General features: G+C 70.3%; 20 protein-coding genes. 14 read left to right on the top strand and 6 right to left on the bottom strand.

Annotated elements, in window-relative coordinates:
• Positions 1-108 precede the first annotated feature (108 nt).
• The gene (locus tag FHR32_RS32695) at positions 109-723 is read right to left on the bottom strand and encodes a hypothetical protein (protein WP_184758363.1); all 615 of its coding nucleotides are present in this window, start codon (positions 721-723) and stop codon (positions 109-111) included.
• A 76-nt stretch (positions 724-799) separates the two neighbouring features.
• Positions 800-1,774, bottom strand: a complete 975-nt coding sequence (dapD, locus tag FHR32_RS32690; RefSeq protein ID WP_184758362.1) for a 2,3,4,5-tetrahydropyridine-2,6-dicarboxylate N-succinyltransferase — start codon at positions 1,772-1,774, stop codon at positions 800-802.
• Between the two features lie 94 nt (positions 1,775-1,868).
• On the opposite strand from dapD, the gene FHR32_RS32685 reads away from it, so the two are divergent.
• Together FHR32_RS32685 and thrS are read left to right on the top strand one after the other, a co-directional pair.
• Positions 1,869-2,483 (top strand): glycoside hydrolase family 25 protein, encoded by a 615-nt coding sequence (locus FHR32_RS32685; RefSeq protein WP_184758361.1) that lies wholly within the window; start codon positions 1,869-1,871, stop codon positions 2,481-2,483.
• 70 nt (positions 2,484-2,553) lie between these two features.
• Positions 2,554-4,521 carry a threonine--tRNA ligase gene (gene thrS / locus FHR32_RS32680; RefSeq protein ID WP_184758360.1) on the top strand — a complete coding sequence of 656 codons (1,968 nt, stop codon included), beginning with the start codon at positions 2,554-2,556 and terminating at the stop codon, positions 4,519-4,521.
• Positions 4,522-4,650: 129 nt separating this feature from the next.
• Here thrS and FHR32_RS32675 read toward each other — a convergent pair whose 3' ends face one another.
• A complete protein-coding gene (locus FHR32_RS32675; RefSeq protein WP_184758359.1) occupies positions 4,651-5,256 on the bottom strand; it encodes an Asp23/Gls24 family envelope stress response protein in 606 nt (201 codons plus the stop codon).
• A gap of 216 nt (positions 5,257-5,472) precedes the next feature.
• On the opposite strand from FHR32_RS32675, the gene FHR32_RS32670 reads away from it, so the two are divergent.
• Complete coding sequence (locus FHR32_RS32670) at positions 5,473-6,024, top strand: HIT family protein (RefSeq protein WP_246468077.1); 552 nt, start codon at positions 5,473-5,475, stop codon at positions 6,022-6,024.
• Here FHR32_RS32670 and FHR32_RS32665 read toward each other — a convergent pair.
• The 3 genes from FHR32_RS32665 to FHR32_RS32655 all read right to left on the bottom strand — a co-directional run bounded on the left by FHR32_RS32665 (position 5,967) and on the right by FHR32_RS32655 (position 12,074).
• Entirely contained in the window at positions 5,967-8,078 is a 2,112-nt protein-coding gene (locus FHR32_RS32665; RefSeq protein ID WP_246468145.1) for an alkaline phosphatase family protein, read from the bottom strand. The genes FHR32_RS32670 and FHR32_RS32665 overlap by 58 nt on opposite strands.
• Positions 8,079-8,180: 102 nt before the next feature.
• Complete coding sequence (locus tag FHR32_RS32660; RefSeq protein WP_184758356.1) at positions 8,181-9,776, bottom strand: glycoside hydrolase family 10-like protein; 1,596 nt, start codon at positions 9,774-9,776, stop codon at positions 8,181-8,183.
• Between the two features lie 165 nt (positions 9,777-9,941).
• The gene (locus FHR32_RS32655; RefSeq protein WP_184758355.1) at positions 9,942-12,074 is read right to left on the bottom strand and encodes an elongation factor G-like protein EF-G2; all 2,133 of its coding nucleotides are present in this window, start codon (positions 12,072-12,074) and stop codon (positions 9,942-9,944) included.
• Between the two features lie 200 nt (positions 12,075-12,274).
• Here FHR32_RS32655 and pgsA point away from each other — a divergent pair, with 200 nt between their 5' ends.
• The 11 genes from pgsA to FHR32_RS32605 all read left to right on the top strand — a co-directional run bounded on the left by pgsA (position 12,275) and on the right by FHR32_RS32605 (position 21,653).
• The gene (gene pgsA / locus FHR32_RS32650; protein WP_184758354.1) at positions 12,275-12,892 is read left to right on the top strand and encodes a phosphatidylinositol phosphate synthase; all 618 of its coding nucleotides are present in this window, start codon (positions 12,275-12,277) and stop codon (positions 12,890-12,892) included.
• Between the two features lie 11 nt (positions 12,893-12,903).
• On the top strand, positions 12,904-13,818 hold the full coding sequence (locus FHR32_RS32645) for a phosphatidylinositol mannoside acyltransferase (protein ID WP_184758353.1): 915 nt from the start codon (positions 12,904-12,906) through the stop codon (positions 13,816-13,818).
• Positions 13,819-13,890: 72 nt separating this feature from the next.
• Positions 13,891-15,018: a glycosyltransferase family 4 protein gene (locus FHR32_RS32640; protein ID WP_184758352.1), complete on the top strand. Its 1,128-nt coding sequence runs from the start codon at positions 13,891-13,893 to the stop codon at positions 15,016-15,018.
• Positions 15,015-15,554 (top strand): LemA family protein, encoded by a 540-nt coding sequence (locus FHR32_RS32635; RefSeq protein WP_184758351.1) that lies wholly within the window; start codon positions 15,015-15,017, stop codon positions 15,552-15,554. Before FHR32_RS32640 ends, FHR32_RS32635 begins: the two co-directional genes overlap by 4 nt.
• 117 nt (positions 15,555-15,671) lie before the next feature.
• The gene (locus FHR32_RS32630) at positions 15,672-16,685 is read left to right on the top strand and encodes a DUF3048 domain-containing protein (protein WP_312882806.1); all 1,014 of its coding nucleotides are present in this window, start codon (positions 15,672-15,674) and stop codon (positions 16,683-16,685) included.
• A gap of 166 nt (positions 16,686-16,851) precedes the next feature.
• Positions 16,852-17,766: a pyridoxal 5'-phosphate synthase lyase subunit PdxS gene (pdxS, locus tag FHR32_RS32625; protein ID WP_184758350.1), complete on the top strand. Its 915-nt coding sequence runs from the start codon at positions 16,852-16,854 to the stop codon at positions 17,764-17,766.
• A gap of 127 nt (positions 17,767-17,893) precedes the next feature.
• The gene (locus FHR32_RS32620; protein ID WP_184758349.1) at positions 17,894-19,585 is read left to right on the top strand and encodes an alkaline phosphatase D family protein; all 1,692 of its coding nucleotides are present in this window, start codon (positions 17,894-17,896) and stop codon (positions 19,583-19,585) included.
• 222 nt (positions 19,586-19,807) lie between these two features.
• Positions 19,808-19,939 (top strand): hypothetical protein, encoded by a 132-nt coding sequence (locus FHR32_RS46240; RefSeq protein ID WP_281391110.1) that lies wholly within the window; start codon positions 19,808-19,810, stop codon positions 19,937-19,939.
• 70 nt (positions 19,940-20,009) lie between these two features.
• Positions 20,010-20,600 carry a pyridoxal 5'-phosphate synthase glutaminase subunit PdxT gene (gene pdxT / locus FHR32_RS32615; protein ID WP_184758348.1) on the top strand — a complete coding sequence of 197 codons (591 nt, stop codon included), beginning with the start codon at positions 20,010-20,012 and terminating at the stop codon, positions 20,598-20,600.
• A gap of 3 nt (positions 20,601-20,603) precedes the next feature.
• Positions 20,604-21,356: a YebC/PmpR family DNA-binding transcriptional regulator gene (locus FHR32_RS32610; protein ID WP_184758347.1), complete on the top strand. Its 753-nt coding sequence runs from the start codon at positions 20,604-20,606 to the stop codon at positions 21,354-21,356.
• A gap of 129 nt (positions 21,357-21,485) precedes the next feature.
• On the top strand, positions 21,486-21,653 hold the full coding sequence (locus FHR32_RS32605) for a hypothetical protein (protein ID WP_246468075.1): 168 nt from the start codon (positions 21,486-21,488) through the stop codon (positions 21,651-21,653).
• Positions 21,654-21,743: the final 90 nt, after the last annotated feature.

The following is a 21,743-nucleotide window of genomic DNA, read 5'->3' as shown; positions in this document are numbered from 1 at the left end:
CGCCGCCGAGTACACCTCGGACAGCCGGACACGGGACTTCCTCGGCACCCTGCTCTAGTCGCGTCTCGCGTCCTGTCCGACCCGCCGTCCGCGTCTCCCGGCGGCGGGTCAGACGCCGAAGGCGCTCAAGGTCGCCCAAGCCGAGCCCGCGCCGACGACGGCCCCGGCGGCGACCTGGGCGGGGGTGTGGTGCCGCAGCCGTACCCGGGCCCAGCACACCGTCGCCACCACCAGCGTGCCCACCCCGAGAGCCGGTACGGCGGGCAGCACCTGGGCGAGCACCATCACGGTGCCCGCCGAGACCGCCGCGTGAAAGGAGATCTTCCACCTGAGCGTGATCGGAACCGTCAGCGCGAGCGCGGCCAGCATCGCGGTCACGGTGGCCACCAGCAACCTGGGCGCGCCCAGGGAGGCCAGCAGCACCAGCGCGACGAGCACCGCCACGACCGCCACCAGCAGCGGCCTCGTCCGGCTCGCCCGGTCGACCAGATGGTGGGAGTCCAACCGGCCCGACCGTACCCCGGCCAGGATCACCCCGGCCGGGACGCCGCCGCACAGCGCCGAGGCCACCAGCCCCCACCCGGCGCCGGACCAGCCGTCCGTCGCCAGTCCGACGACCGGGGGCAGCACGATGACCAGCACCTGGGGCGCGAACAGCCCGGTAACCCACCGTGCGGCCACCGTCGTGACCTTCTCGCCGTGCGTCGCTCTCTGACCTGTCATACCGCTTCCGATCGCCGTGAGCTCAGTGGCCCAAGACTTTCAGGCCGGGCGGCCGCAAGACGAACATTTCGCGGCTTCAGTCGTTGGCGTGCAGCGCGCTGTTGAGCTCCACGCCGGTGCCCTGACGGGGGACGACCTCGACGGCGCCGGAGGTGGAGTTACGGCGGAACAGCAGGCCGGAGGCGCCGGAGAGCTCGGCGGCCTTGACGGTCCGGCCGTCGGGGAGGGCGACCTTGGTCCCCGCGGTGACGTAGAGACCGGCCTCCACGACGCAGTCGTCACCGAGGGAGATGCCGACGCCGCTGTTGGCGCCCAGCAGGCAGCGGCTGCCGATGGAGATGACCTGCTTGCCGCCGCCCGACAGGGTGCCCATGATCGAGGAGCCGCCGCCGACGTCGGAGCCGTCGCCCACGACCACGCCCGCCGAGATGCGGCCCTCGACCATGGAGGTGCCGAGCGTCCCGGCGTTGAAGTTGACGAACCCCTCGTGCATCACGGTCGTGCCGGAGGCCAGGTGCGCGCCGAGCCGGACCCGGTCGGCCTCGGCGATCCGGACGCCGGAGGGCATCACGTAGTCGACCATCCGGGGGAACTTGTCCACGCCGTAGACGGTCACCTGGCCGCGGGCGCGCAGGCGCAGCCGCACGGCCTCGAAACCCTCCACCGGACACGGGCCGTGGCTGGTCCACACCACGTTGTTCAGCACGCCGAACAGTCCGTCCAGGTTCTGTCCGTGCGGCTGGACGAGGCGGGTCGAGAGCAGGTGCAGGCGGAGATAGGCGTCGTGGGTGTCGGCGGGAGCCTCCGACAGCTTGGCGATCCCGGTGTACACCGCGACCACCTCCACGCCGCGGGCCTCGTCCGGGCCGAGCAGCGCGGTGACCTCGGAGCCGAGCGCCTCGGCGGCCTCCTGCGGGGTCAGCCGCCTGGTGCCCGGAGCGGAGGGGTCGCCCAGGCGCGGGGAGGGGAACCAGGTGTCGAGCACGGTCCCGTCCGGAGTGATGGTCGCGATGCCGGCACCGTAGGCGCCTGAGGTCTGTACTGCGTTCACGGTGACCAAGCCTAGTCAAAGCCGGTGCAATGGCAGCACGCCGAGGGAGCGTTGGACGCGTGTCCGTGTCGTCCGTGTCGTTAGCGTTGCCGCCATGTTGCGTGGCATTGATGTGTCGAACTGGCAGGGAGCCGTCGACTGGGACCGCTATGCCGACAACGGGATCTCCTTCGCCTTCGCCAAGGCGACCGAGGGAGGCGACTTCGCCGACAGGTGGTTCGGCAGGAACTGGACCGGCATGAGGGAGAACTGGATGGTCTGCGGGGCCTACCACTTCGCCCGTCCCGCGGGTGACCCGGAGGTCCAGGCGAGGCACTTCCTGCGGGTCGTGCAGCGGGCGGGCGGCCTGGACCGCGGCGACCTGCTCGCCCTCGACCTGGAGACCAACGACCATCTGCCCGCCCGCAAGGTGGCCGACTTCGCCCGCCGCTGGTGCCAGGCGGTCACCGCCCAGGCCGGGGTACGGCCGGTGGTCTACACGTTCCTGACGTTCGCGCTGAACGGCAACTGCGCCGGGCTGGCGGACTATCCCCTGTGGATCGCCGCGCCCAACAATCCCATCGGCAGGCCCGACGTCCCGATCCCATGGCACAGCTGGACCATCCACCAGCACTCCCACAACCCCTTGGACCGCAACGTCTTCCGGGGCACCCGGGCCGAACTCACCTCACTGGGCTACCGGCGCCGTAACGCCCGCGACGACGCCTGAGATTTCGCCTTGCGGACACCGGTAGCATCGATGGCCAGACCTCAATGTCACCGTTTCTCAGGGAGCAACCGTGTCCGCCGTGCCAGAACTTCGTGTCACCCTCGCCGGAGCCGAGCGTGTGGTGGCGGGGGGCACGACGTACGGCGACCTCCTCGGAGCCGACGGCCGCTCCGTGGTCGCCGCACGGGCCAACGGCGAGCTGAGGGACCTCGCGGCCCCCGTCGCCGAGGGCGACGTGGTCGAGCCGGTCGAGGTCGGCAGCCCCGACGGCCGGGCGATCGTGCGCCACTCCACCGCGCACGTCATGGCCCAGGCGGTCCAGGAGCTGTTCCCCGAGGCCAAGCTGGGCATCGGCCCGCCGGTCGAGAACGGCTTCTACTACGACTTCGACGTCAAGAGCCCGTTCACCCCCGAGGACCTCAAGCGCGTCGAGAAGCGCATGCGCGAGATCGTCAAGCAGGGACAGCGCTTCTCCCGCCGGCCCGTCTCCGACGAGGACGCGCGGCAGGAGCTGGCGGCCGAGCCGTACAAGCTGGAGCTGATCGGCCTCAAGGGCGGGGCCGCCGACGAGGAGAGCGTCGAGGTGGGCGGTGCCGAGCTGACCATCTACGACAACCTCGACCCCAAGACCGGCGACCTGTGCTGGAAGGACCTGTGCCGCGGCCCGCACGTGCCGACCACCCGGTCCATCCCGGCCTTCAAGCTGATGCGCTCCGGCGGCGCCTACTGGCGGGGCAGCGAGAAGAACCCGCAGCTCCAGCGGATCTACGGCACCGCCTGGGAGTCGCGGGAGAAGCAGGACGAATACCTCCACCTGCTGGAGGAGGCCGAGAAGCGTGACCACCGCAGGCTGGGCGCCGAGCTCGACCTGTTCTCCTTCCCCGACGAGCTGGGCTCGGGCCTGCCGGTCTTCCACCCCAAGGGCGGGGTGATCCGCCGGGTCATGGAGGACTACTCGCGGCGCAGGCACGAGGAGGCGGGTTACTCCTTCGTCAACACCCCGCACATCACCAAGGGCAACCTCTACGAGACCTCCGGCCACCTCGACTGGTACCGGGACGGGATGTTCCCGCCCATGGAGCTGGAGGGCGCCGAGTATTACCTCAAACCGATGAACTGCCCGATGCACAACCTGATCTTCGGGGCCCGCGGGCGGTCCTACCGGGAGCTGCCGCTGCGGCTGTTCGAGTTCGGCACGGTCTACCGCTACGAGAAGTCCGGTGTGATCCACGGCCTGACCCGCGTGCGCGGCATGACGCAGGACGACGCGCACATCTACTGCACCCGCGAGCAGATGCGCGACGAGCTGAAGTCGCTGCTGCGTTTCGTGCTCGACCTGCTCCGCGACTACGGCCTGGAGGACTTCTACCTGGAGCTGTCGACCAAGGACCCGGTCAAGTTCGTCGGCAGTGACGAGGCCTGGGAGGAGGCGACCGAGACGCTGCGCGAGGTCGCCGAGTCCGAGAAGCTCGAGCTCGTCCTCGACCCCGGCGGCGCCGCCTTCTACGGTCCCAAGATCTCCGTGCAGGCGCGCGACGCGATCGGCCGCACCTGGCAGATGTCGACCATCCAGCTCGACTTCAACCTGCCCGAGCGCTTCCAGCTCGAGTACCAGGCCCCCGACGGCACCCGCCAGCGTCCCGTCATGATCCACCGCGCCCTGTTCGGCTCGATCGAGCGCTTCTTCGGCGTCCTGGTCGAGCACTACGCGGGCGCGTTCCCTCCCTGGCTCGCCCCGGTGCAGGTCGTCGGCATCCCGATCGCCGAAGCCCACGCACCCTACCTGCAGGACCTGGCCAAGAAGGCCCGCGAGCGGGGCATCCGGATCGAGGTGGACGCCTCCGACGACCGGATGCAGAAGAAGATCCGCAACGCGCAGAAGTCCAAGGTGCCGTTCATGCTCCTGGCGGGCGACGAGGACATCGCCAACGGCGCGGTCTCCTTCCGCTTCCGCAACGGCGAGCAGAAGAACGGCGTGCCCGTCGATGAGGCGATCAACGAGATCGTCGACGCGATCGAGCGCCGCGTCCAGGTCTGATCGGTCGGAGGGATAGTACGGCGGGCGGCCGCGGCGGCCCGCCGTACGGCTGCCCGGGTTCCGCAGAGCCCGTCTCCGGGTGTGGCGGGTTCTCGCTCGTCCCCGCCGCGCCCACGGCCACAGACCGTCTCAGGACTCGTCGGTCGCCTCCGGACGGCCCTCACCGGGCAGGCGGACGTCCTCCACGTTGACGTTGACCTCGACGACCCGCATCCCCAGCATCCGGCTGACCGTGCGGGCCACGTTGGTCTTCACCTCGTTGGCCACGTCCATGACCACGTGGCCGTACTCCGCCACGATCGCCACGTCCACCGCGACCGTGCGCTCCTGCACGTGGGCGCTCACGCCGCGAGGGGCACGCCCGGAACCGGCTCCGGCCCCGATGCCGCCGCGCTCGCGGACCGACTCCACCGTGCCGGCGAGACCGGCTCCCAGACCGGTGACGCCGGTCACCTCAAGTGCGGCGAGGGCGGAGACCTTCTCCACCACCTCGTCGGCCACCTTTATCCGTCCCTTCACCACGGCCGCGGCGGCCGGTTCGGCGACAGGCTCCCGCACCGGGGCGGCCGGGGCGGAGACGGGCTCCCGCACCGGGGCGGCCGGGGCGGAGACGGGCTCCCGCACCGGGGCGACGGGGGGAGCCGACAGGCTCAGGGAGAACGGGCGGGCGGCGGTGGTCGTTTCGGCGGGAGAGTCGGTCTCCTCGGTGATTTCCTCGACGGAGACGTCGGTCATGGGATGCTCCTCGGCTTTTGATGGTCACACTCGCAGGGATTCTGCCGGAAGTCTGCACCACTTTGTCCGCCGTTGCCGCGTGAAGCGGGCGCCGGGCCCAGCCGACGGGGACCGCGACCGGTGTCAGGGCGTCTCCGGTGCCTCCCGGAGCAGGCGTCAGGCCGGTGGCGGGAGGTGCCGGAGCGGGCAGATCCGCCGGGCAATATGCTGATCGCCATGAGCGAAGAGCCGGAGGCGCAGCACGGGGCGGGAACGCCGGACGCGTTCGAAAGACTCTGGACTCCCCATCGGATGGCCTACATCAAGGGGTCGAACAAGCCGACGGGGCCGGGTCCCCACGACGGCTGCCCGTTCTGCGAGATCCCGAAGCTGAGTGACGAGGAGGGGCTGATCGTCGCTCGCGGCGGCTCCGTCTTCGCGGTGCTCAACCTCTACCCGTACAACTCCGGCCATCTGATGGTCTGTCCCTACCGGCACGTGGCCGACTACGCCGATCTGGACGACGACGAGACCGCCGAGCTCGCCGACTTCACCAAGCGGTCGCTCACCGCTCTGCGCAAGGCCAGCGGCGCGCAGGGCTTCAACGTGGGCATGAACCTCGGGGCCGTGGCGGGCGCGGGCATCGCCGCCCACCTGCACCAGCACGTGGTGCCCCGCTGGGGCGGGGACACCAACTTCATGCCGGTGGTCGGTCAGACCAGGGTGCTGCCTCAGTTGCTCCGCGACACCAGGGAACTGCTCGCCGGATCCTGGCCCGCCTCCTCGTAGCCCGCGGCGCCGTCGTGGAGGGCCTTGATGCCCACCGACAGCACCAACGGCACGCCGAGCGCGAGCGCCATGGACAGCACGGCCGCGCCCGAGTCGTTGACCAGCATGCCGACCACTCCGCTGACCAGAGTGCCCAGCAGCCCCGCCTTCAGGGCGGGGGAGTGGTCGAACGCGGCGGGGAGCACCCCGGCGCTCGCCGCGCCCGGCCGCAGCAGCGCGTAGACCAGGAACACCGCGGCGGTGATCACGATCGGCATCAGGTTGGGACTGAGCAGCGTGCCCAGCATCGCGCCGAGCTTGCGGCCGATCACCTCCATCGCCTCGCCGGTGAGCACCTGGCCGACGAAGCGGCCCAGATGCGTCTGGGAGGCGGGCGGGCGCAGGTAGTCGAGGTAGGCGATGGCCATCACGGTGATGCCGCCCGCCGCACAGAACGCGCCCAGCTTGACGATCGAGACCCGCTTGCCCGCGATCAGCAGGGCGGTGACCGCGATGCCCGGCACGAAGGCGATCACTCCGCCGAAGTCGCTGCCCACCCCCGGCCACCCGCCCAGGATCATCGCCGAGCATCCCATCGCCACGACGACGGCGACCGCCGCGGTCTTGCGGCCCCGCCCGATCAGCCAGTGGGCGATCGCGGTGGCCAGCAGCAGCACCGAGGTGGCGAAGAGCGCGAACGGGATGTTGCCCAGGCCGTAGTAGCGGGCACCGACCACGGCGGTGTAGCCCATCACACTGTTGAGCTGCAGGGGCGTCCCGGTCAGCAGGTCACCGGCGAGCACTGCGGCGGTGACCCCCGCCACGGCGGTCAGCGGCCCGAGCGGGCTGCGCCGCCAGGGACCGGCCAGCGCCACGGCGGCCAGCAGGAGCGTCGGCGTGGCGATCCCGCCGACCAGGGCGAGCACCGGGATTCCGGCGTGGTGCCAGGGGATGAGGTTGACCAGGTAGGTGGACACGGGCACGGAGGCGAGCGCCAGCGCCGCCACGCGGACCCCGCCGAGCCCGCGCCTGCGGCGCATCAGCAGGAACGCGGTGACGTAGAAGGCGACCTGGAGCACGGCGACGGTGGTGAAGAAGATCCCGCCCGCTTTCCTGATCGTCTGGCCGGCCACGTCGGCGTTGACCAGCTCGTCCCGTGCGGCCTGGGTGCCACCCGTACGGCTCCCGCCCGCCTGCCAGGGCACCCCGATCACGGCCGGGGGCGTGGGGATGCCCGTCACCGCCAGCAGCGTGGCGGTGATGTCCGGCAGGAGGGTGATGTCCTCGCGATGGGTGGACGCCGCACCCAGGGACCGGCCCGGGGCGTCCGCCGTGCGCATCATGGCGGTGCGCAGGTGCGGCGCGGCGCCGTGGTCGGCCAGGCCCGCCAGCAGCACGGTGGCGTCCCCGGGCAGCGCGTTCAGCACCGCTCCGACCTGGGCGTCGGCCCGCCGCAGCGCCGCCGCCCGCTGCTGCGGGGTGAGCGCCTCCTCCACGTCGGGCAGCCGCCCGCCGGTCACGTAGGGCCTGATCAGATCATCCACGTCCACGGCGGTCACCCGGCACCTGCCGAGCGTGTCCGCGGGGAGCCCCGTGGCGGAGGAGGCGTAGAAGTCCACCCGCCCCTTCCGGTCGGCCAGTGCCAGCGCCGCGCCGGGGCCGACCGCCGCCGTGCACTCCCCGGCGGTGTGCACGGCCTCACCGAGCGTCCCCGCGTTCTTCTGCCCGGCGACCCGGTACAGGTAGTCATAGTCGGGGATGACCGCACCGGGGCCGCCGTCCTGTTCGGGCACCGGCGGGAGCCCGCAGCCGTATCCGACCGCGGACCTGATTCCGGCCGACACCGTCAGCCACCCGTCGTAGGGGCACGTCACCCTGCCGACCGCGCGGACGGAGAGCGATCCGACCGCGCTCTGGCCGGCCAGCCGCCACAGGTCCGGGGTGATCTCGGGGCTGAGGTCACTCCACTGCAGGCCGGGAACGCCGATCAGCACCACTCGCCCCTGCGCCGGCGCGGCGGCCTGCGCAGCCACCGGCCACAGAACGCTCAGGACCAGTGCGAGCGCGGCAAACATCCGCCTCACGGGCGACCTCCCAGACCTCGGCCAAATGCTGGCACCGTAGGGGAACATCGTGCCCCCGTCCAGCGGATCCGATGATCACCTGCGGCTCAGCGGTCAGGGGGTCGCCTTGGTGGGCGCGCTCTCGTTGTCCAGGCGGTCCAGGGCGCTGACGAGGTAGGCGCCGCCACCGGCGGCGGCGAAGGTCTGGCGGTCGCCGCCGGCGGCCGGCACGACCGCGACCAGGTTGCGGGCGTCGGCGGTGGCGCACTCGCCGACCTTGCCGGAGGGAATCTGGTAGACCGCGTAGGAGCGGGCGCCGGGAGAGGTCTTCCAGCTGAGCGTGGTGCCCTGGGCCTTCACCTCGGCGGGCTGGGCGGGGGCCTGGCCGCCGAGGCCCTTCATCAGGGGCAGCAGCGCCGGATGGGAGTAGTAGTTCTTGGCGATCCGGTCCATCACGCGCAGCGGGTTGGTCAGGAGCTGCTTGGCGCTGAAGTAGACGTCGCCCTTGACCTGCTTGTGCTTGCGGTTCTGCGCGAGGTGCGAGGGCAGCTCCTCGGGGCTGGTCCAGGCGGCGTTGGTGGTGGTGCCGACCAGGTAGAGGGCCTGGCCGATGTAGAGGTGCACGTCGGTGCCCTTGACCTCGTTCGCCCACCAGGGCATCAGCACGTCGTAGTCGGCGGCCTTGAAGCCGCTCGGCCAGTAGAGCTGCGGGGTGACGTAGTCGACCGTGCCCTTGCGGATCCAGTGGCGGGCGTCGGCGTAGATGGAGTCGTAGGCGGACATGCCGGCGGTGGCCGAGCCGGTGGGATCCTCGGACCTGTTGCGCCAGATTCCGAACGGGCTGACGCCGAACTTCACGTACTGCTTCGTCTCGTGCACGGTTCTGTCGACCTGCGCGATCAGCTTGTTGACGTTGGAGCGGCGCCAGTCGGCGAGATTCTCGCCCTTGCCGTACTTCTTGAAGGCGGCGCCGTCGGCGAACTCCGCGCCGCCGGTCGGGTAGGGGTAGAAGTAGTCGTCGAAGTGGACCCCGTCCACGTCGTAACGCGTCACCACGTCCTTGACGACCGCGGCGACGTGGTCGCGGACCTGGGGCAGGCCCGGGTTGTAGTAGATCAGGCCCGCGTATCTGACGATCCAGTCAGGATGGAGCCGGGCCGGGTGGTTGGCCGGCAGCTTGCTCACGTCGCCGTCGGCGGCGGCGCGGTAGGGGTTGAACCAGGCATGGAACTCCAGCCCGCGCTTGTGCGCTTCGGCGACCAGGAAGGTCAGCGGGTCCCAGCCGGGGTCCTTGCCGGCCTTGCCGGTCAGATACTGCGACCAGGGCTCCAACGACGACTTGTAGAGGGCGTCGGAAGCCGGGCGGACCTGGACGAACACCGCGTTGAGCCGGCGCTTGACCGCGTTGTCGAGGATCCTGACGTACTCGGCCTGCTGCCGCGCTACCGGCAGACCGGTCCGCGAGGGCCAGTCGATGTTCTTCACCGTGGCTATCCAGACGCCGCGCAGCTGCCGCTTGGGATACTCCGCGTCGACCTTGCACGACGCCGTCCCGGAGGTCGTGGTGGCTGCCTCCTGCGTGTGCTCGGGCGCCGCGTGCTTCGGGGCCGAGGGCTTGGCCGCCGGCGCATCCGGGCCGAAGGCGTAGGCGGCACCGGTGGTGGCGACGGCGAGGGCGGCGGCGGCGAGCAATGGACGTCCGGTTCGCATGGTTCATCAGTCTGGCACCGGCGCAGAGATGGTTTGGCCCGAAAAAAGAAATCGTTTCGTGATGTCACTGTTACGTGGGTAAAGTTTTGGGGAGGCGTGGGCAAAATGGTCCGCGCCTCCCGATAACGACCATGCCGGGACGGGCTCGCGCCCCTGGCCGGGGTGTCAGCCGGCCACCTTGTCCACCAGGTGGGCGGGGAGCGGCTCGTAGCGCAGGAAGGTGCGCTGGAACGTCCCCGTGCCGTGCGACATCGACCGCAGGTCGATGGCGTAGCGGGTGATCTCCAGCGCGGGCACCTCGGCCCGGACCAGGGTGCGCCCGGTGCCGACCGGCTCGCTGCCCAGGACGCGGCCCCGGCGTGACGACAGGTCGGACATCACCGCGCCGACGTAGTCGTCGGCGATCAGCACGGCCACCTCGTCGACCGGTTCCAGCAGCAGGGTCGCCACCTTCGTCGCGGCCTCCTTCAACGCGAGCGCCCCGGCGATCTGGAAGGCCATGTCGGAGGAGTCGACGGAGTGGGCCTTGCCGTCGTACAGCGTCACCCGCACGTCCACCACGGGGTAGCCGGCCATCACCCCGCGCTGCATTTGGGTGCGTACACCCTTCTCCACCGAGGGGATGAACTGGCGTGGCACCACACCACCGACGATCTTGTCCACGAACTCGAAGCCCCCGCCGGAGGGCAGCGGCTCGACTTCCAGGTGGCAGACGGCGAACTGCCCGTGGCCGCCGCTCTGCTTGACGTTGCGGCCCAGAGCCTGGCAGCTGCCGCCGAAGGTCTCCCGGAGCGGGACCCTCAGCTCGATCTTCTCCACCTCGACGCCGTGCCGCTTGCTCAGCCGGTCCAGCAGGACATCGGCGTGGGCCTCGCCCATGCACCACAGCACGAGCTGCCGGGTCTCGGCGTTGTTCTCCAGCCGGAGCGTGGGGTCCTCGGCGACCAGTCGCTGGAGCGCCTGGCCCAGCTTGTCGTCGTCCGCCTTGGACGTGGCCTGGATGGCCACGGGCAGCAGCGGTTCGGGCACCGCCCAGGAGGCCATCAGCAGGGGCCGGTCCTTGCCGGAAAGGGTGTCGCCGGTCTCCGCGCGTGACAGCTTGGCCACCGCGACGATGTCGCCGGCCACGCACTGGGCGGTCGTCCGCTGGAGCTTGCCCAGAGGCGAGGACAGCGCGCCGATGCGCTCGTCCACATCGTGGTCCTCGTGGCCGCGGTCGGCCAGGCCGTGTCCTGAGACGTGCACGGTCATGTCCGGGCGCAGTGTCCCGGAGAACACCCGGACCAGGCTGATCCGGCCCACGTAGGGGTCGCTGGTGGTCTTGACGACCTCGGCCACGAGCGGCCCCTCGGGGTCGCAGGTGATGCCGGGGACCGGCGTGCCGTCGATCTCGGTGATCTCCGGCAGCGGATGTTCCAGCGGAGAGGGGAAACCCTGGGTGATGAGCTGGAGGACCTCCAGCGCCCCCACACCGGCCCCGGTGGCGAGCACCGGGTAGAAGCCGCCGCGTGCGACCGCCTTCTCCAGGTCGCCGATGAGCGCCTTGGTGTCGATCTCCTCCCCGGAGAGGTAACGGTCCATCAGGGACTCGTCCTCGCTCTCCTGGATGATCCCCTCGATCAGCGCGCCGCGATACTCCCCGATCTGCTCCTGGTAGGAGGGACCCGGGGCGTTCTCGGTCCGGGTGCCGGTCGCGTAGTTGTAGAACTTCTGGGTCAGCAGCCCGATCAGGCCGTTCATCCGGCCGTTGGTGACCACCGGGAGATACAGCGGGGCCACGCTGTCGCCGAACGCGTCCTGGCAGGAGGCGAGGACCTCGTGGAAGTCGGCCCGCTGGTGGTCGATCTTCGTGATCACGACCGCCCGCGGCATCCCGACCGCCGCGCACTCCTCCCACAGCATCCGGGTCAGGCCGTCCACGTCCTCCGCCGCCGAGACCACGAACAGCGCCGCGTCGGCCGCGCGCAGTCCGGCGCGCAGGTCACCCACGAAGTCTGCGTAGCCGGGGGTGTCCAACAGGTTGATCTTGATGTCGTTGTGGACCATCGGGGCCAGAGTGAGGTTCACCGAGCGCTGCTGGCGCACCTCGACCTCGTCGAAATCGCTGACGGTGGTGCCGTCCTCGACCCGGCCGGGTCGCTGGACGGTCCGGGTGGCGGCCAGGAGCGCCTCCACGAGGGTCGTCTTTCCCGAACCGGAATGGCCGACCAGCACGACATTCCTCACCATGTCCGGCCGGTCGGCCGCCGGAGCCCTCCCCGCGGCTCCCGCTGCCCCGCCGGTTGCCTTCTCTGCCACGTCGCCTCCCGCATCGTTGCCGAAAAGGAGCACGGCCGGATGCGGCCACACCCCGGGCTCGCTGCCGCGTCCATACACCGCAAGGACGCGGTCTGTTCACCAAATACCCATGTGGCGAATATCACAAGAGGTTCGAGGCGATCCTATTGCGGAGCGTTGAATACGCGCTGACAAGCCGTTTGGCCTACGATCGGAGCGCGATGCTGAAACTTCTGCGCCCCGCCGTCACCCGAGCTCTGACCCCCCTGGGCAGGGCACTTGCCCGCCGGGGGGTCAGCCCCAACGTGGTCACCACGGTCGGCACGCTCGGCACCGTCGCCGCGGCTCTCTTCTTCTATCCCCGAGGAGACCTGTTCCCCGGCACGGTGGTGATCACGTTTTTCGTTCTCGCCGACCTCCTCGACGGGGTGATGGCCAGGATGACCGGTCCGGGAAGTGTCTGGGGAGCCTTCCTCGACTCCACCCTCGACCGGGTGGGCGACGCCGGGATCTTCTCGGGGCTGGCGATCTGGCTCACCGTGAGCGGTCAACCGGTGCTGGCCGGGGTGGCACTGTTCTGCCTCGTCGCCGGTGCCCTGGTGTCCTACGTCAAGGCCAGGGCCGAAGGTCTGGGAATGACATGCGACACGGGCCTCGCCGAGCGCCCCGAGCGCCTGGTCGTCGGCCTGGTCGCAGCCGGTCTCGCCGGCCTCGGCGTGCCGTACATCCTGGCCGCGGGGCTCTGGCTGCTCGCCGTGGCCAGCGCGGTCACCGTCGCCCAGCGCCTGCTGCACGTCCGCCGCCAGGCCGTCTCCGTCCCGCCCCAGACCCTCCGCTGACCGGGAGAGCGATGACCGACAAGCCGTCCCTTCAAGATCGTCTCGTCGCGGCCGGGTTCGGCGCGGGCTGGGCGATCGTCCCCCGACTTCCCGAACGCCTCACCGCCTGGGCCTTCCGCGCGGTCGCCGACCGGCTCTGGAAGCGCCGCGGCGGGTCGGTGCTCCGGCTGGAGGCCAACCTCGCGCGGGTCAAGGGCGCCTCGCCGGACGATCCGGTGATCAGGGAGCTGAGCCGCGAGGGCATGCGCTCCTACTTCCGCTACTTCCACGAGGTGTTCCGGCTGCCCTCCATGTCCGCCGAGCAGCTCCTCTCCCGCACGAACGCCATCGGGGACGCGCAGGTCTACGACAACCTCGCCAGGGGCCGCGGTGTGGTCCTCGCCCTGCCGCACATGGGCAACTGGGACCAGGCGGGTGCCTGGTTCGTCGCCAAGGGGCACCCGTTCACCACCGTCGCCGAGCGGCTCAGGCCCGAGTCGCTGTTCCACCGCTACACCGCCTTCCGCGAGGGGCTGGGCATGGAGGTGCTCCCGCTCACCGGCGGAGAGAGCCACACCTTCGGGACCCTGGCGCAGCGACTGCGGGCCGGCCGCCCGGTCGCCCTGCCCGCCGAACGCGATCTGACCGCCAAGGGCGTCGAGGTGCAGTTCTTCGGTTCGGCCACGCGCATGCCCGCCGGGCCCGGCCTGCTGGCGGTGCACACCGGAGCGGCCCTGATCCCGGCGATCCTCTCCTTCAAAGGGGACGACTGGGTGGTCCACTTCCACGACGAGATCGTGGTGCCCGCGGAGGGCACCCGGAAGGAGAAGGTGGCCGCCGTCATGCAGAGCCTGGCAACCGTCTTCGAGAAGGGCATCTCCGAGCACCCCCAGGACTGGCACATGCTCCAGCGACTCTGGCTTGAGGACCTGGAGCCACGTGACTGAGAAGGCTCGGCCGGGCCGGGAGCACGACGAGCCCGGCTCCGCGCGGAGTGGGCGGGGAGCGGTGAGGGAGCAATGAGGATCGGCATCGTCTGTCCCTACATGTGGGACGTGCCGGGTGGCGTGCAGGTGCACATCCGCGACCTCGCCGAAGCCCTGATCGAGGACGGCCACCAGGTCCAGGTGATCGCGCCGGCGGGCGACGACGCGGCGCTGCCCGCCTACGTGACCTCTGTCGGCCGCGCCGTCCCCGTCCCCTTCAACGGGTCGGTGGCCAGGATGTCGTTCGGGTTCCTGTCGGCCAACCGGGTGCGCCGCTGGGTGCGTGAGGGCCGTTTCGACGTGCTGCACGTGCACGAACCGTTCATCCCCTCGGTGGGCCTGCTCGCCTGCTGGGTGGCCAGGGGGCCGATCGTGGCCACCTTCCACGCCTCCTACGGCCGTTCCCGCGCGTTCTCGGTCGCCTCGCCTGTGATCACGAGCGCGCTGGAGAAGATCAGCGCTCGGATCGCGGTGTCGGACGCGGCGAGGAAGACCCTGGTCGAGTTCATCGGGGGGGACGCCGTGCTCATCCCCAACGGGGTGACGGTCAGCCGCTACAGCGAGGCCGAGCCGCTGCCCGGCTGGGAGCACGGAGAGGTGATCGGCTTTCTCGGCCGGATGGACGAGCCCCGCAAGGGCCTGCCGGTCCTGCTGGAGGCGTTCACCCTGCTGGCGGCCGAGCGTCCCGGGCTCCGCCTTCTCCTCGCCGGACCCGGCGACGAGAAGGAGGTGCTGGAGAGGGTGCCGGCCCGCTTCCACGACCGGATCGACCTGCTGGGCATGGTCAGCGAGGAGGACAAGGTCCGCGCCTACCACACGGTGGACGTGTTCTGCGCGCCCAACCTGGGCGGGGAGAGCTTCGGCATCGTGCTCACCGAGGCGATGTCGGCCGGTGCCGCGATCCTGGCCAGCGACATCCCGGCCTTCCGGAAGGTCCTCAACGACGGTCAGGCCGGGGCACTGTTCGAGACCGGCAACGCGGAGTCACTCGCCCGTGAGGCCGCCGTGCTGCTCGACGACCCCGAGCTCCGGGCCGAACTGTCGAGGGAGGCGCGTGACGCCGTCCTGAAGTACGACTGGTCCACGGTCGCCCGCGACGTCCTGCGCGTCTACGAGACCGTGGCGAGCACAGCCGGAGTCGAGGAGGACGACACGCCGTGACCACCACGCTGATCCTGGTGGTGGGCGCGCTCGTGCTGCTCACCGCCGTCTACATCTCCTGGCGGGCGGGCCGGCTGGACCGGCTCCACATCCGGCTGGAACTGGCCCGCGAGTCCATGGACGCCGCCCTGGTGCGGCGGACCGCCGTCTGCCTGGAGCTGGCGGCCTCCCGGATCCTGGATCCGGCGACCAGCCTGGTGCTGGCCTCGGCCGCTCACGAGGCCCGTACGGCGGGGCCCGACGAGCGCGAGCACGCCGAGAGCGACCTGTCGCGCACGCTCCGGGCCGTGGTCGACCAGGAGCGCTTCAGCGACCGGCTGGCCGCCACCCCGGCCGGTCCGGAACTGCTGGAGGAGCTCGGCACCGCGGTGGCCAAGGTGCTCTACTCGCGCCGTTTCTACAACAACGCGGTCGGGGTGACCCGGGCCGCCCAGCGCCGCTGGCTGGCCCGCACGTTACGGCTGGCCGGGTACACGGAGTATCCGGACTTCTTCGAGATCGACGACGCGCCTCCGGAAGCCCTCGCCATCGAATAGGGCCGCACGGAGCGGGCTGCCCGGCAGGCGGGCGAGGGGTATCCGAAGCGTGGTATCCGATAAGTCGGACACCGGTAAGCTCGTGGGCGTTTCAAGGCCGATTTGAGGAGATGAGCCGTGCGGGTGCCCCGGATGATCGCCGTTACGCTGGTGGGAGCGGCGGTTCTCGCGCCGGTCGCGGCCTGCTCCTCCAACGAGCCCGCGCCGGGGAAGAACCCGCAGGCCGCCGATGCCTCGGCGCCGACTCCGGTCCCCACGCAGGAGCCGACCCATCCCTTCACGGGCCTGCCCGGCTCCGCCCGCAGACCCGTGCTCGCGGCGAAGATCGAGAACACCTCGGCCGGCAAGCCGCAGCTCGGCCTCAAGAGTGCCGACATCGTCTACGTCGAACAGGTCGAGGCGGGCCTGACACGCCTCATGGCGATCTTCTCCTCGAAGCTCCCGCCCAAGATCGGCCCGGTCCGCAGCGCCCGGATCTCCGACATGCACATCGTGCCGCAGTTCGGCAGGCCCGCCTTCGCCTACTCGGGCGCGCAGACCAAGATGCTTCCCATCATCGCGCAGTCGTCACTGGTCGACGTCTCCGACAGCAGGGCTCCGGGCGCCTACTTCCGCCAGCCCGGCCGCTACGCGCCCTACAACCTGTTCGCCGACACCAAAGAACTGCTGGCCAAGGCGCCCAAGGCGACCAAGGCCAAGGACATCGGTCTCACCTTCGGGGACGCCCCCGAGGGAGGCGTGCCCAAGAAGGCGTTCAGCGTGAAGTACCCGGCGGCCCGTTTCACCTTCGCCTGGTCGGAGCCCGCCCAAAAGTGGCTGATCTGGCAGGACGGCAAGAAGGACATGGCCGCCGAGGGCGGCCAGCTCGGCGCGCCCACCATCGTCGTGCAGTACACCAAGACCGAGCGCTCGGAGTTCCACGACCTGAACCAGAGCTACACACCCCTGGTGCACACCACCGGCGAGGGCAGTGCGATCGTGCTCCGCGACGGCCAGGCGTTCAAGGCCAAGTGGTCACGTGAGACGGAGAAGGACGGCACCGTCTTCACCACCGAGGCGGGGGATCCGATGAACTTCGCCCCCGGACAGGTGTGGGTCGTCCTGGCCTCCCGCAAGCCCGTCATCCCCTGATCGCCCGCCCCGTTCACGCCGGGGTGGCCATGTTGTCCAGCAGGGCCGCCGGATCAGGACATGATGGCGTGTAAGGGAACGGGTGGATCAGCGCCTACCATGGAGATGTGGTGCCGTCCCCGCGGACGGTCCGTGATCCGCAATCAGCCGTCGTGAGGTAGAGACCGTGTCCAGCAGCACGCCCGAAGTCACCGAGACCGCCGTCACCGGAACCGCCCGGGTGAAGCGAGGCATGGCCGAGATGCTCAAGGGCGGCGTCATCATGGACGTCGTCAACGCCGAGCAGGCCAAGATCGCCGAGGATGCCGGTGCCGTCGCCGTCATGGCCCTCGAGCGGGTCCCCGCGGACATCCGCGCCCAGGGGGGCGTCTCCCGGATGAGCGACCCCGACATGATCGACGGCATCATCAACGCCGTCTCCATCCCCGTGATGGCCAAGGCCCGCATCGGCCACTTCGTCGAGGCCCAGGTGCTCCAGTCGCTCGGCGTCGACTACATCGACGAGTCCGAGGTGCTGACCCCCGCCGACTTCGCCAACCACATCGACAAGTGGCAGTTCACGGTGCCCTTCGTCTGCGGGGCGACCAACCTGGGTGAGGCGCTGCGCCGCATCACCGAGGGCGCCGCGATGATCCGCTCGAAGGGCGAGGCCGGCACCGGTGACGTCTCCAACGCCACCACCCACATGCGCAAGATCCGGGGTGAGCTCAAGCGCCTGTCCTCGCTGCCGGAGGACGAGCTGTTCGTCGCGGCCAAGGAGCTGCAGGCGCCGTACGAGCTGGTCGCCGAGGTCGCCAAGGCCGGCAAGCTGCCCGTCGTGCTCTTCACCGCCGGCGGCATCGCCACCCCGGCCGACGCCGCCATGATGATGCAGCTCGGCGCCGAGGGCGTGTTCGTCGGCTCGGGCATCTTCAAGGCCGGCAACCCGGCCCAGCGTGCCGCCGCGATCGTCAAGGCCACCACGTTCTTCGACGACCCCGACGTCATCGCCAAGGTCTCCCGCGGTCTGGGCGAGGCCATGGTGGGCATCAACGTGGACGACATCCCGGTCCCGCACCGCCTGGCGGAGCGCGGCTGGTAGGAAATTTCAGGGAAGGCGGCATCCGTGAAGGATGCCGCCTTTTCCATGACAGGGGGAGTTCACCCTCTCGTCATGATCCTCCATGAGGCTGACGGGCGTCCGTGCCAGATCATCCTGGGAGGCCCCCATGTCCCGGCTCACCCGACGCTCCTTTCTCGTCACCGGCATCGCGGCGGGAGCGGTGGCGAGCGTTCCCGCCGCCGCCCTCGCCGACCCCGGAACCGCTACGGAGAGCGCCGCGTCCCTGGCCTCCCGCGGCCTGCGGAGCGACCCCTTCATGCTCGGTGTCGCCTCGGGCGACCCCGACTCCGACGGTTTCGTGATCTGGACCCGGCTGGCGCCCCAGCCGCTCGCCGAGGACGGCCTGGGCGGCATGCCCGACCGGCCCTTCCCAGTCCAGTGGCAGGTCTACGGCGACGCGGCCGGCCACCGGGTCGTACGGCGGGGCGTGGCGATGGCGACTACGGAGTGGGGCCACAGCGTCCACGTCGAGCTGGACGGGCTCTCCTCCGACCGGGAGTACTGGTACCGCTTCAAGGTGGGGCCCTACGTCTCGCCGATGGGCCGTGCCAGGACCGCCCCGCACGTGCTCTCCTACGGTTCCGGTCTGGCGATGGCCTTCGTCTCCTGCGCCCAGTACGAGCACGGTTACTTCACCTCCTACCGGCGCCTGGCCGAGGAGCACCCCGACCTGGTCCTGCACCTGGGCGACTACCAGTACGAGTACACCAAGGACACCTACACCATCCCCGGCGGAAACGTCCGTGACCACGAGGGTCCCGAGACCGAGACGCTCGCCAACTACCGGCAGCGGCACGCCCAGTACAAGGCCGACCCCGACCTGCAGGCCGCGCACGCCGCCGCGCCCTGGCTGGTCGTCTGGGACGACCACGAGGTGGACAACAACTGGGCCGACGAGGTGCCGGAGAAGCCGGAGGTTCCCCAGCCGAACTTCCTCGCCCGGCGGGAGGCGGCCTTCCGCGCGTACTACGAGAACATGCCCCTGCGCCGCGGGTCCATCCCCCGGGGCATCGACATGCAGCTCTACCGGCGGGTCCGATGGGGCAGGCTCGCCACCTTCCACATGCTCGACACCCGGCAGTACCGCAACGACCAGGGCTGCGGCGACGGCTACCGCGACTGCCCGGAGGCCGTCGACCCCGCGCGTTCGATCACCGGTGACGCGCAGGAGCGCTGGCTGCTGGACGGCTTCCGCCAGTCGCGAGCGCAGTGGGACATCATCGGCCAGCAGGTCTTCTTCGCCCAGCGTGACAACAACGCCGGACCCGCCAAGATCACCAGCCAGGACGCCTGGGACGGCTACGTCGCCTCGCGGCAGCGGATCACCCAGGGCTGGGTCGACGCCGAGGTGCGCAACCCCGTGGTGCTCACCGGCGACGTGCACGCCCACTGGGCCAGTGACCTCAAGCTCGACTACGACGACCCGACCACGCGCACGGTCGGCTCGGAGCTGGTCGCCTCCTCCATCACCACCGGCGGCGACGGCCGTGACTCCGATCCCGCGACCCACCCGTTCCTGACCATCAACCCGCATCTGAAGTTCTACAACAACCAGCGCGGCTACGTTGTCACGCGGATCGAGCGCGAGCAGCTCACCGCGGACTTCAAGGTCCTGCCGCAGGTCACCCAGGCCGGTGCGGCGGCGCACACCAAGGCGACCTTCGTGATCGAGGACCGGGTCCCCGGCGTCCAGCAGACCTACCTGCGGCCGCTCGACCCCTCGGCCGCCCGGACGCCGGAGCCGACGGCGGACCAGCGGATCCAGGAGACGGTGGACTGGGAGACCAAGCGCCCCTGACCGCCTCGGGGCGGCGTCCTTCGGGGCGTCGCCCTCTCTCCGGGCTACCACTTAGCCAGGCTGACCCTGATGAGCTGAGCATGACGATGGACGATCCTACCCACGGCCTTTCGGGAGAGCCGCGCCATCTCTGCTACCGCTCAGCCATACAGTGGCCGATGGTCACTCACAACGATCTGTGCCGAGGCGTGATCCGAAAGATCAGAGGAGATCGCCCCCGCGGTGCCGTACTTTCTCGGCGCGTCCTGCTGCCTGGCGGGAATGGCCGTCCTGTACGGCAGGCGCCACCACGTGAGGAGCCTGGAGCGGGTCGACGCCGACCACACCTCGCACGGCGCCCCCGTCGTCGCCTGACCCGGTTTGGGCGGCGAGCCCAGTGGCCATACGCTGAGAGAGCATTTCGAGCATCTTGAAAGGACCACTGGTGAGCATCGCCCCGACAATCGGTGTGTTCGCCCTGCAGGGAGACGTGCGTGAGCACCTGCGCTCCCTGGAGGTGGCGGGCGCCAAGGCGGTTGCCGTACGGCGACCCGGCGAGCTGGAGGCGGTCGACGGCCTGGTCATCCCCGGCGGGGAGTCCACCACCATGTGGAAGCTCGCCGAGACCTTCGACCTGCTTGAGCCGCTCCGTCTGAGGATCAAGAACGGCATGCCCGCCTATGGGTCCTGCGCGGGCATGATCATGCTGGCCGACCGGATCGAGGCCGGTGTCGACGGTCAGCAGACGATCGGGGGCATCGACATGGTGGTCCGCCGCAACGCCTTCGGCCGGCAGGTCGCATCCTTCGAGGCCGACATCGACTTCGCCGGCCGCGGCGCGTTGCGTGCGGTGTTCATCCGTGCGCCGTGGGTGGAATCCGTCGGGCCCGGGGTCGAAGTGCTGGCCCGGGCCGAAGCTGAGGATAGGATCGTCGCGGTCCGTCAGGGACCGCTGCTCGCCACGTCCTTCCACCCGGAACTTACCGGGGATGTCGGTGTGCATTCATACTTCGTTGAGATGGTGAGGGAGCTCTAGGCGATGTCCGGCCACTCCAAATGGGCGACGACGAAGCACAAGAAGGCCGCGCTTGACTCCAAGCGAGGCAAGCTGTTCGCCAAGCTCATCAAGAACATCGAGGTCGCGGCCCGGACCGGCGGCCCCGACCCGGACGGCAATCCGACGCTGTACGACGCCATCACCAAGGCGCGCAAGAGTTCGGTTCCGATCGACAACATCGAGCGCGCCCGCAAGCGCGGCGGTGGCCTGGAGGCCGGTGGCGCCGACTGGCAGACCATCATGTACGAGGGCTACGCCCCCGGCGGCGTCGCGGTGCTCATCGAGTGCCTGACCGACAACCGCAACCGCGCGGCCTCCGAGGTCCGGGTCGCCCTGACCCGCAACGGCGGCTCCCTGGCCGATCCCGGCTCGGTCTCCTACATGTTCAACCGCAAGGGCGTCGTGCTCGTCCCCAAGGGTGAGCTGGGAGAGGACGACGTGCTGACCGCGGTCCTCGACGCGGGTGCCGAGGAGGTCAACGACCTGGGTGACCAGTTCGAGGTCGTCGCCGAGGCCACCGACCTCGTCCCGGTCCGCAAGGCCCTGCAGGACGCCGGGATCGACTACGACTCGGCGGAGTCCAGCTTCCTGCCGACGATGAACGTCCCCCTCGACGAGGACGGCGCGCGCAAGGTCTTCAGGCTGATCGACGCCCTGGAGGACAGCGACGACGTCCAGAACGTCTGGGCCAACTTCGACGTCTCCGACGAGGTTCTGGAGAAGCTCGACGTGTAGGCCCCTTGCGGAACACCCGTCTCCGGCACCGGAGGCGGGTGTTCCGCCGTCTGGGGGGATCCGAGCCGCCTGTGCGCTCTGCTCCCTCAAGGACACTCCGAGAAGGCCGACGGCTTCATCGCGGTCTTCGTGACCGCATGCACCATCAGGGCCGCCGAGCGCACCCACGGGTACAACGGCGTGCTGCACGGTTTCATCGAGCAGATCGAGCAGATCGAACGGCTCTTCACCGCCTGGCTGATCCTGCTGCTCGGCGGGTCCGTGCCGACCGGCGGTCTGGCCGCCCAGCACCTGTAGGGAGCGCCGTCCCCCGGCCGGGCAGTTCCTCGGGGCCGGCCGCCCGGCACCTGAGGAGGTCGATCCGCCGGTCATCCCGGGGGTCTCCCG

The sequence above is a fragment of the Streptosporangium album genome (genome assembly GCF_014203795.1).
GTDB lineage: Bacteria > Actinomycetota > Actinomycetes > Streptosporangiales > Streptosporangiaceae > Streptosporangium > Streptosporangium album.
Note: the sequence above shows the minus strand (reverse complement) of the source record. Positions and strands in the feature narration are given on the sequence as shown.

Coding starts and splice junctions, on each gene's coding strand:
- FHR32_RS32640 (WP_184758352.1), top strand. CDS start 13,891: ATGAGGATCGGCATCGTCTGTCCCTACATGTGGGACGTGCCGGGTGGC.
- FHR32_RS32645 (WP_184758353.1), top strand. CDS start 12,904: ATGACCGACAAGCCGTCCCTTCAAGATCGTCTCGTCGCGGCCGGGTTC.
- FHR32_RS32660 (WP_184758356.1), bottom strand. CDS start 9,776: ATGCGAACCGGACGTCCATTGCTCGCCGCCGCCGCCCTCGCCGTCGCC.
- FHR32_RS32685 (WP_184758361.1), top strand. CDS start 1,869: ATGTTGCGTGGCATTGATGTGTCGAACTGGCAGGGAGCCGTCGACTGG.
- FHR32_RS32620 (WP_184758349.1), top strand. CDS start 17,894: ATGTCCCGGCTCACCCGACGCTCCTTTCTCGTCACCGGCATCGCGGCG.
- FHR32_RS32675 (WP_184758359.1), bottom strand. CDS start 5,256: ATGACCGACGTCTCCGTCGAGGAAATCACCGAGGAGACCGACTCTCCC.
- FHR32_RS32695 (WP_184758363.1), bottom strand. CDS start 723: ATGACAGGTCAGAGAGCGACGCACGGCGAGAAGGTCACGACGGTGGCC.
- FHR32_RS32670 (WP_246468077.1), top strand. CDS start 5,473: ATGAGCGAAGAGCCGGAGGCGCAGCACGGGGCGGGAACGCCGGACGCG.
- pgsA (WP_184758354.1), top strand. CDS start 12,275: ATGCTGAAACTTCTGCGCCCCGCCGTCACCCGAGCTCTGACCCCCCTG.
- FHR32_RS32665 (WP_246468145.1), bottom strand. CDS start 8,078: ATGTTTGCCGCGCTCGCACTGGTCCTGAGCGTTCTGTGGCCGGTGGCT.
- FHR32_RS32610 (WP_184758347.1), top strand. CDS start 20,604: ATGTCCGGCCACTCCAAATGGGCGACGACGAAGCACAAGAAGGCCGCG.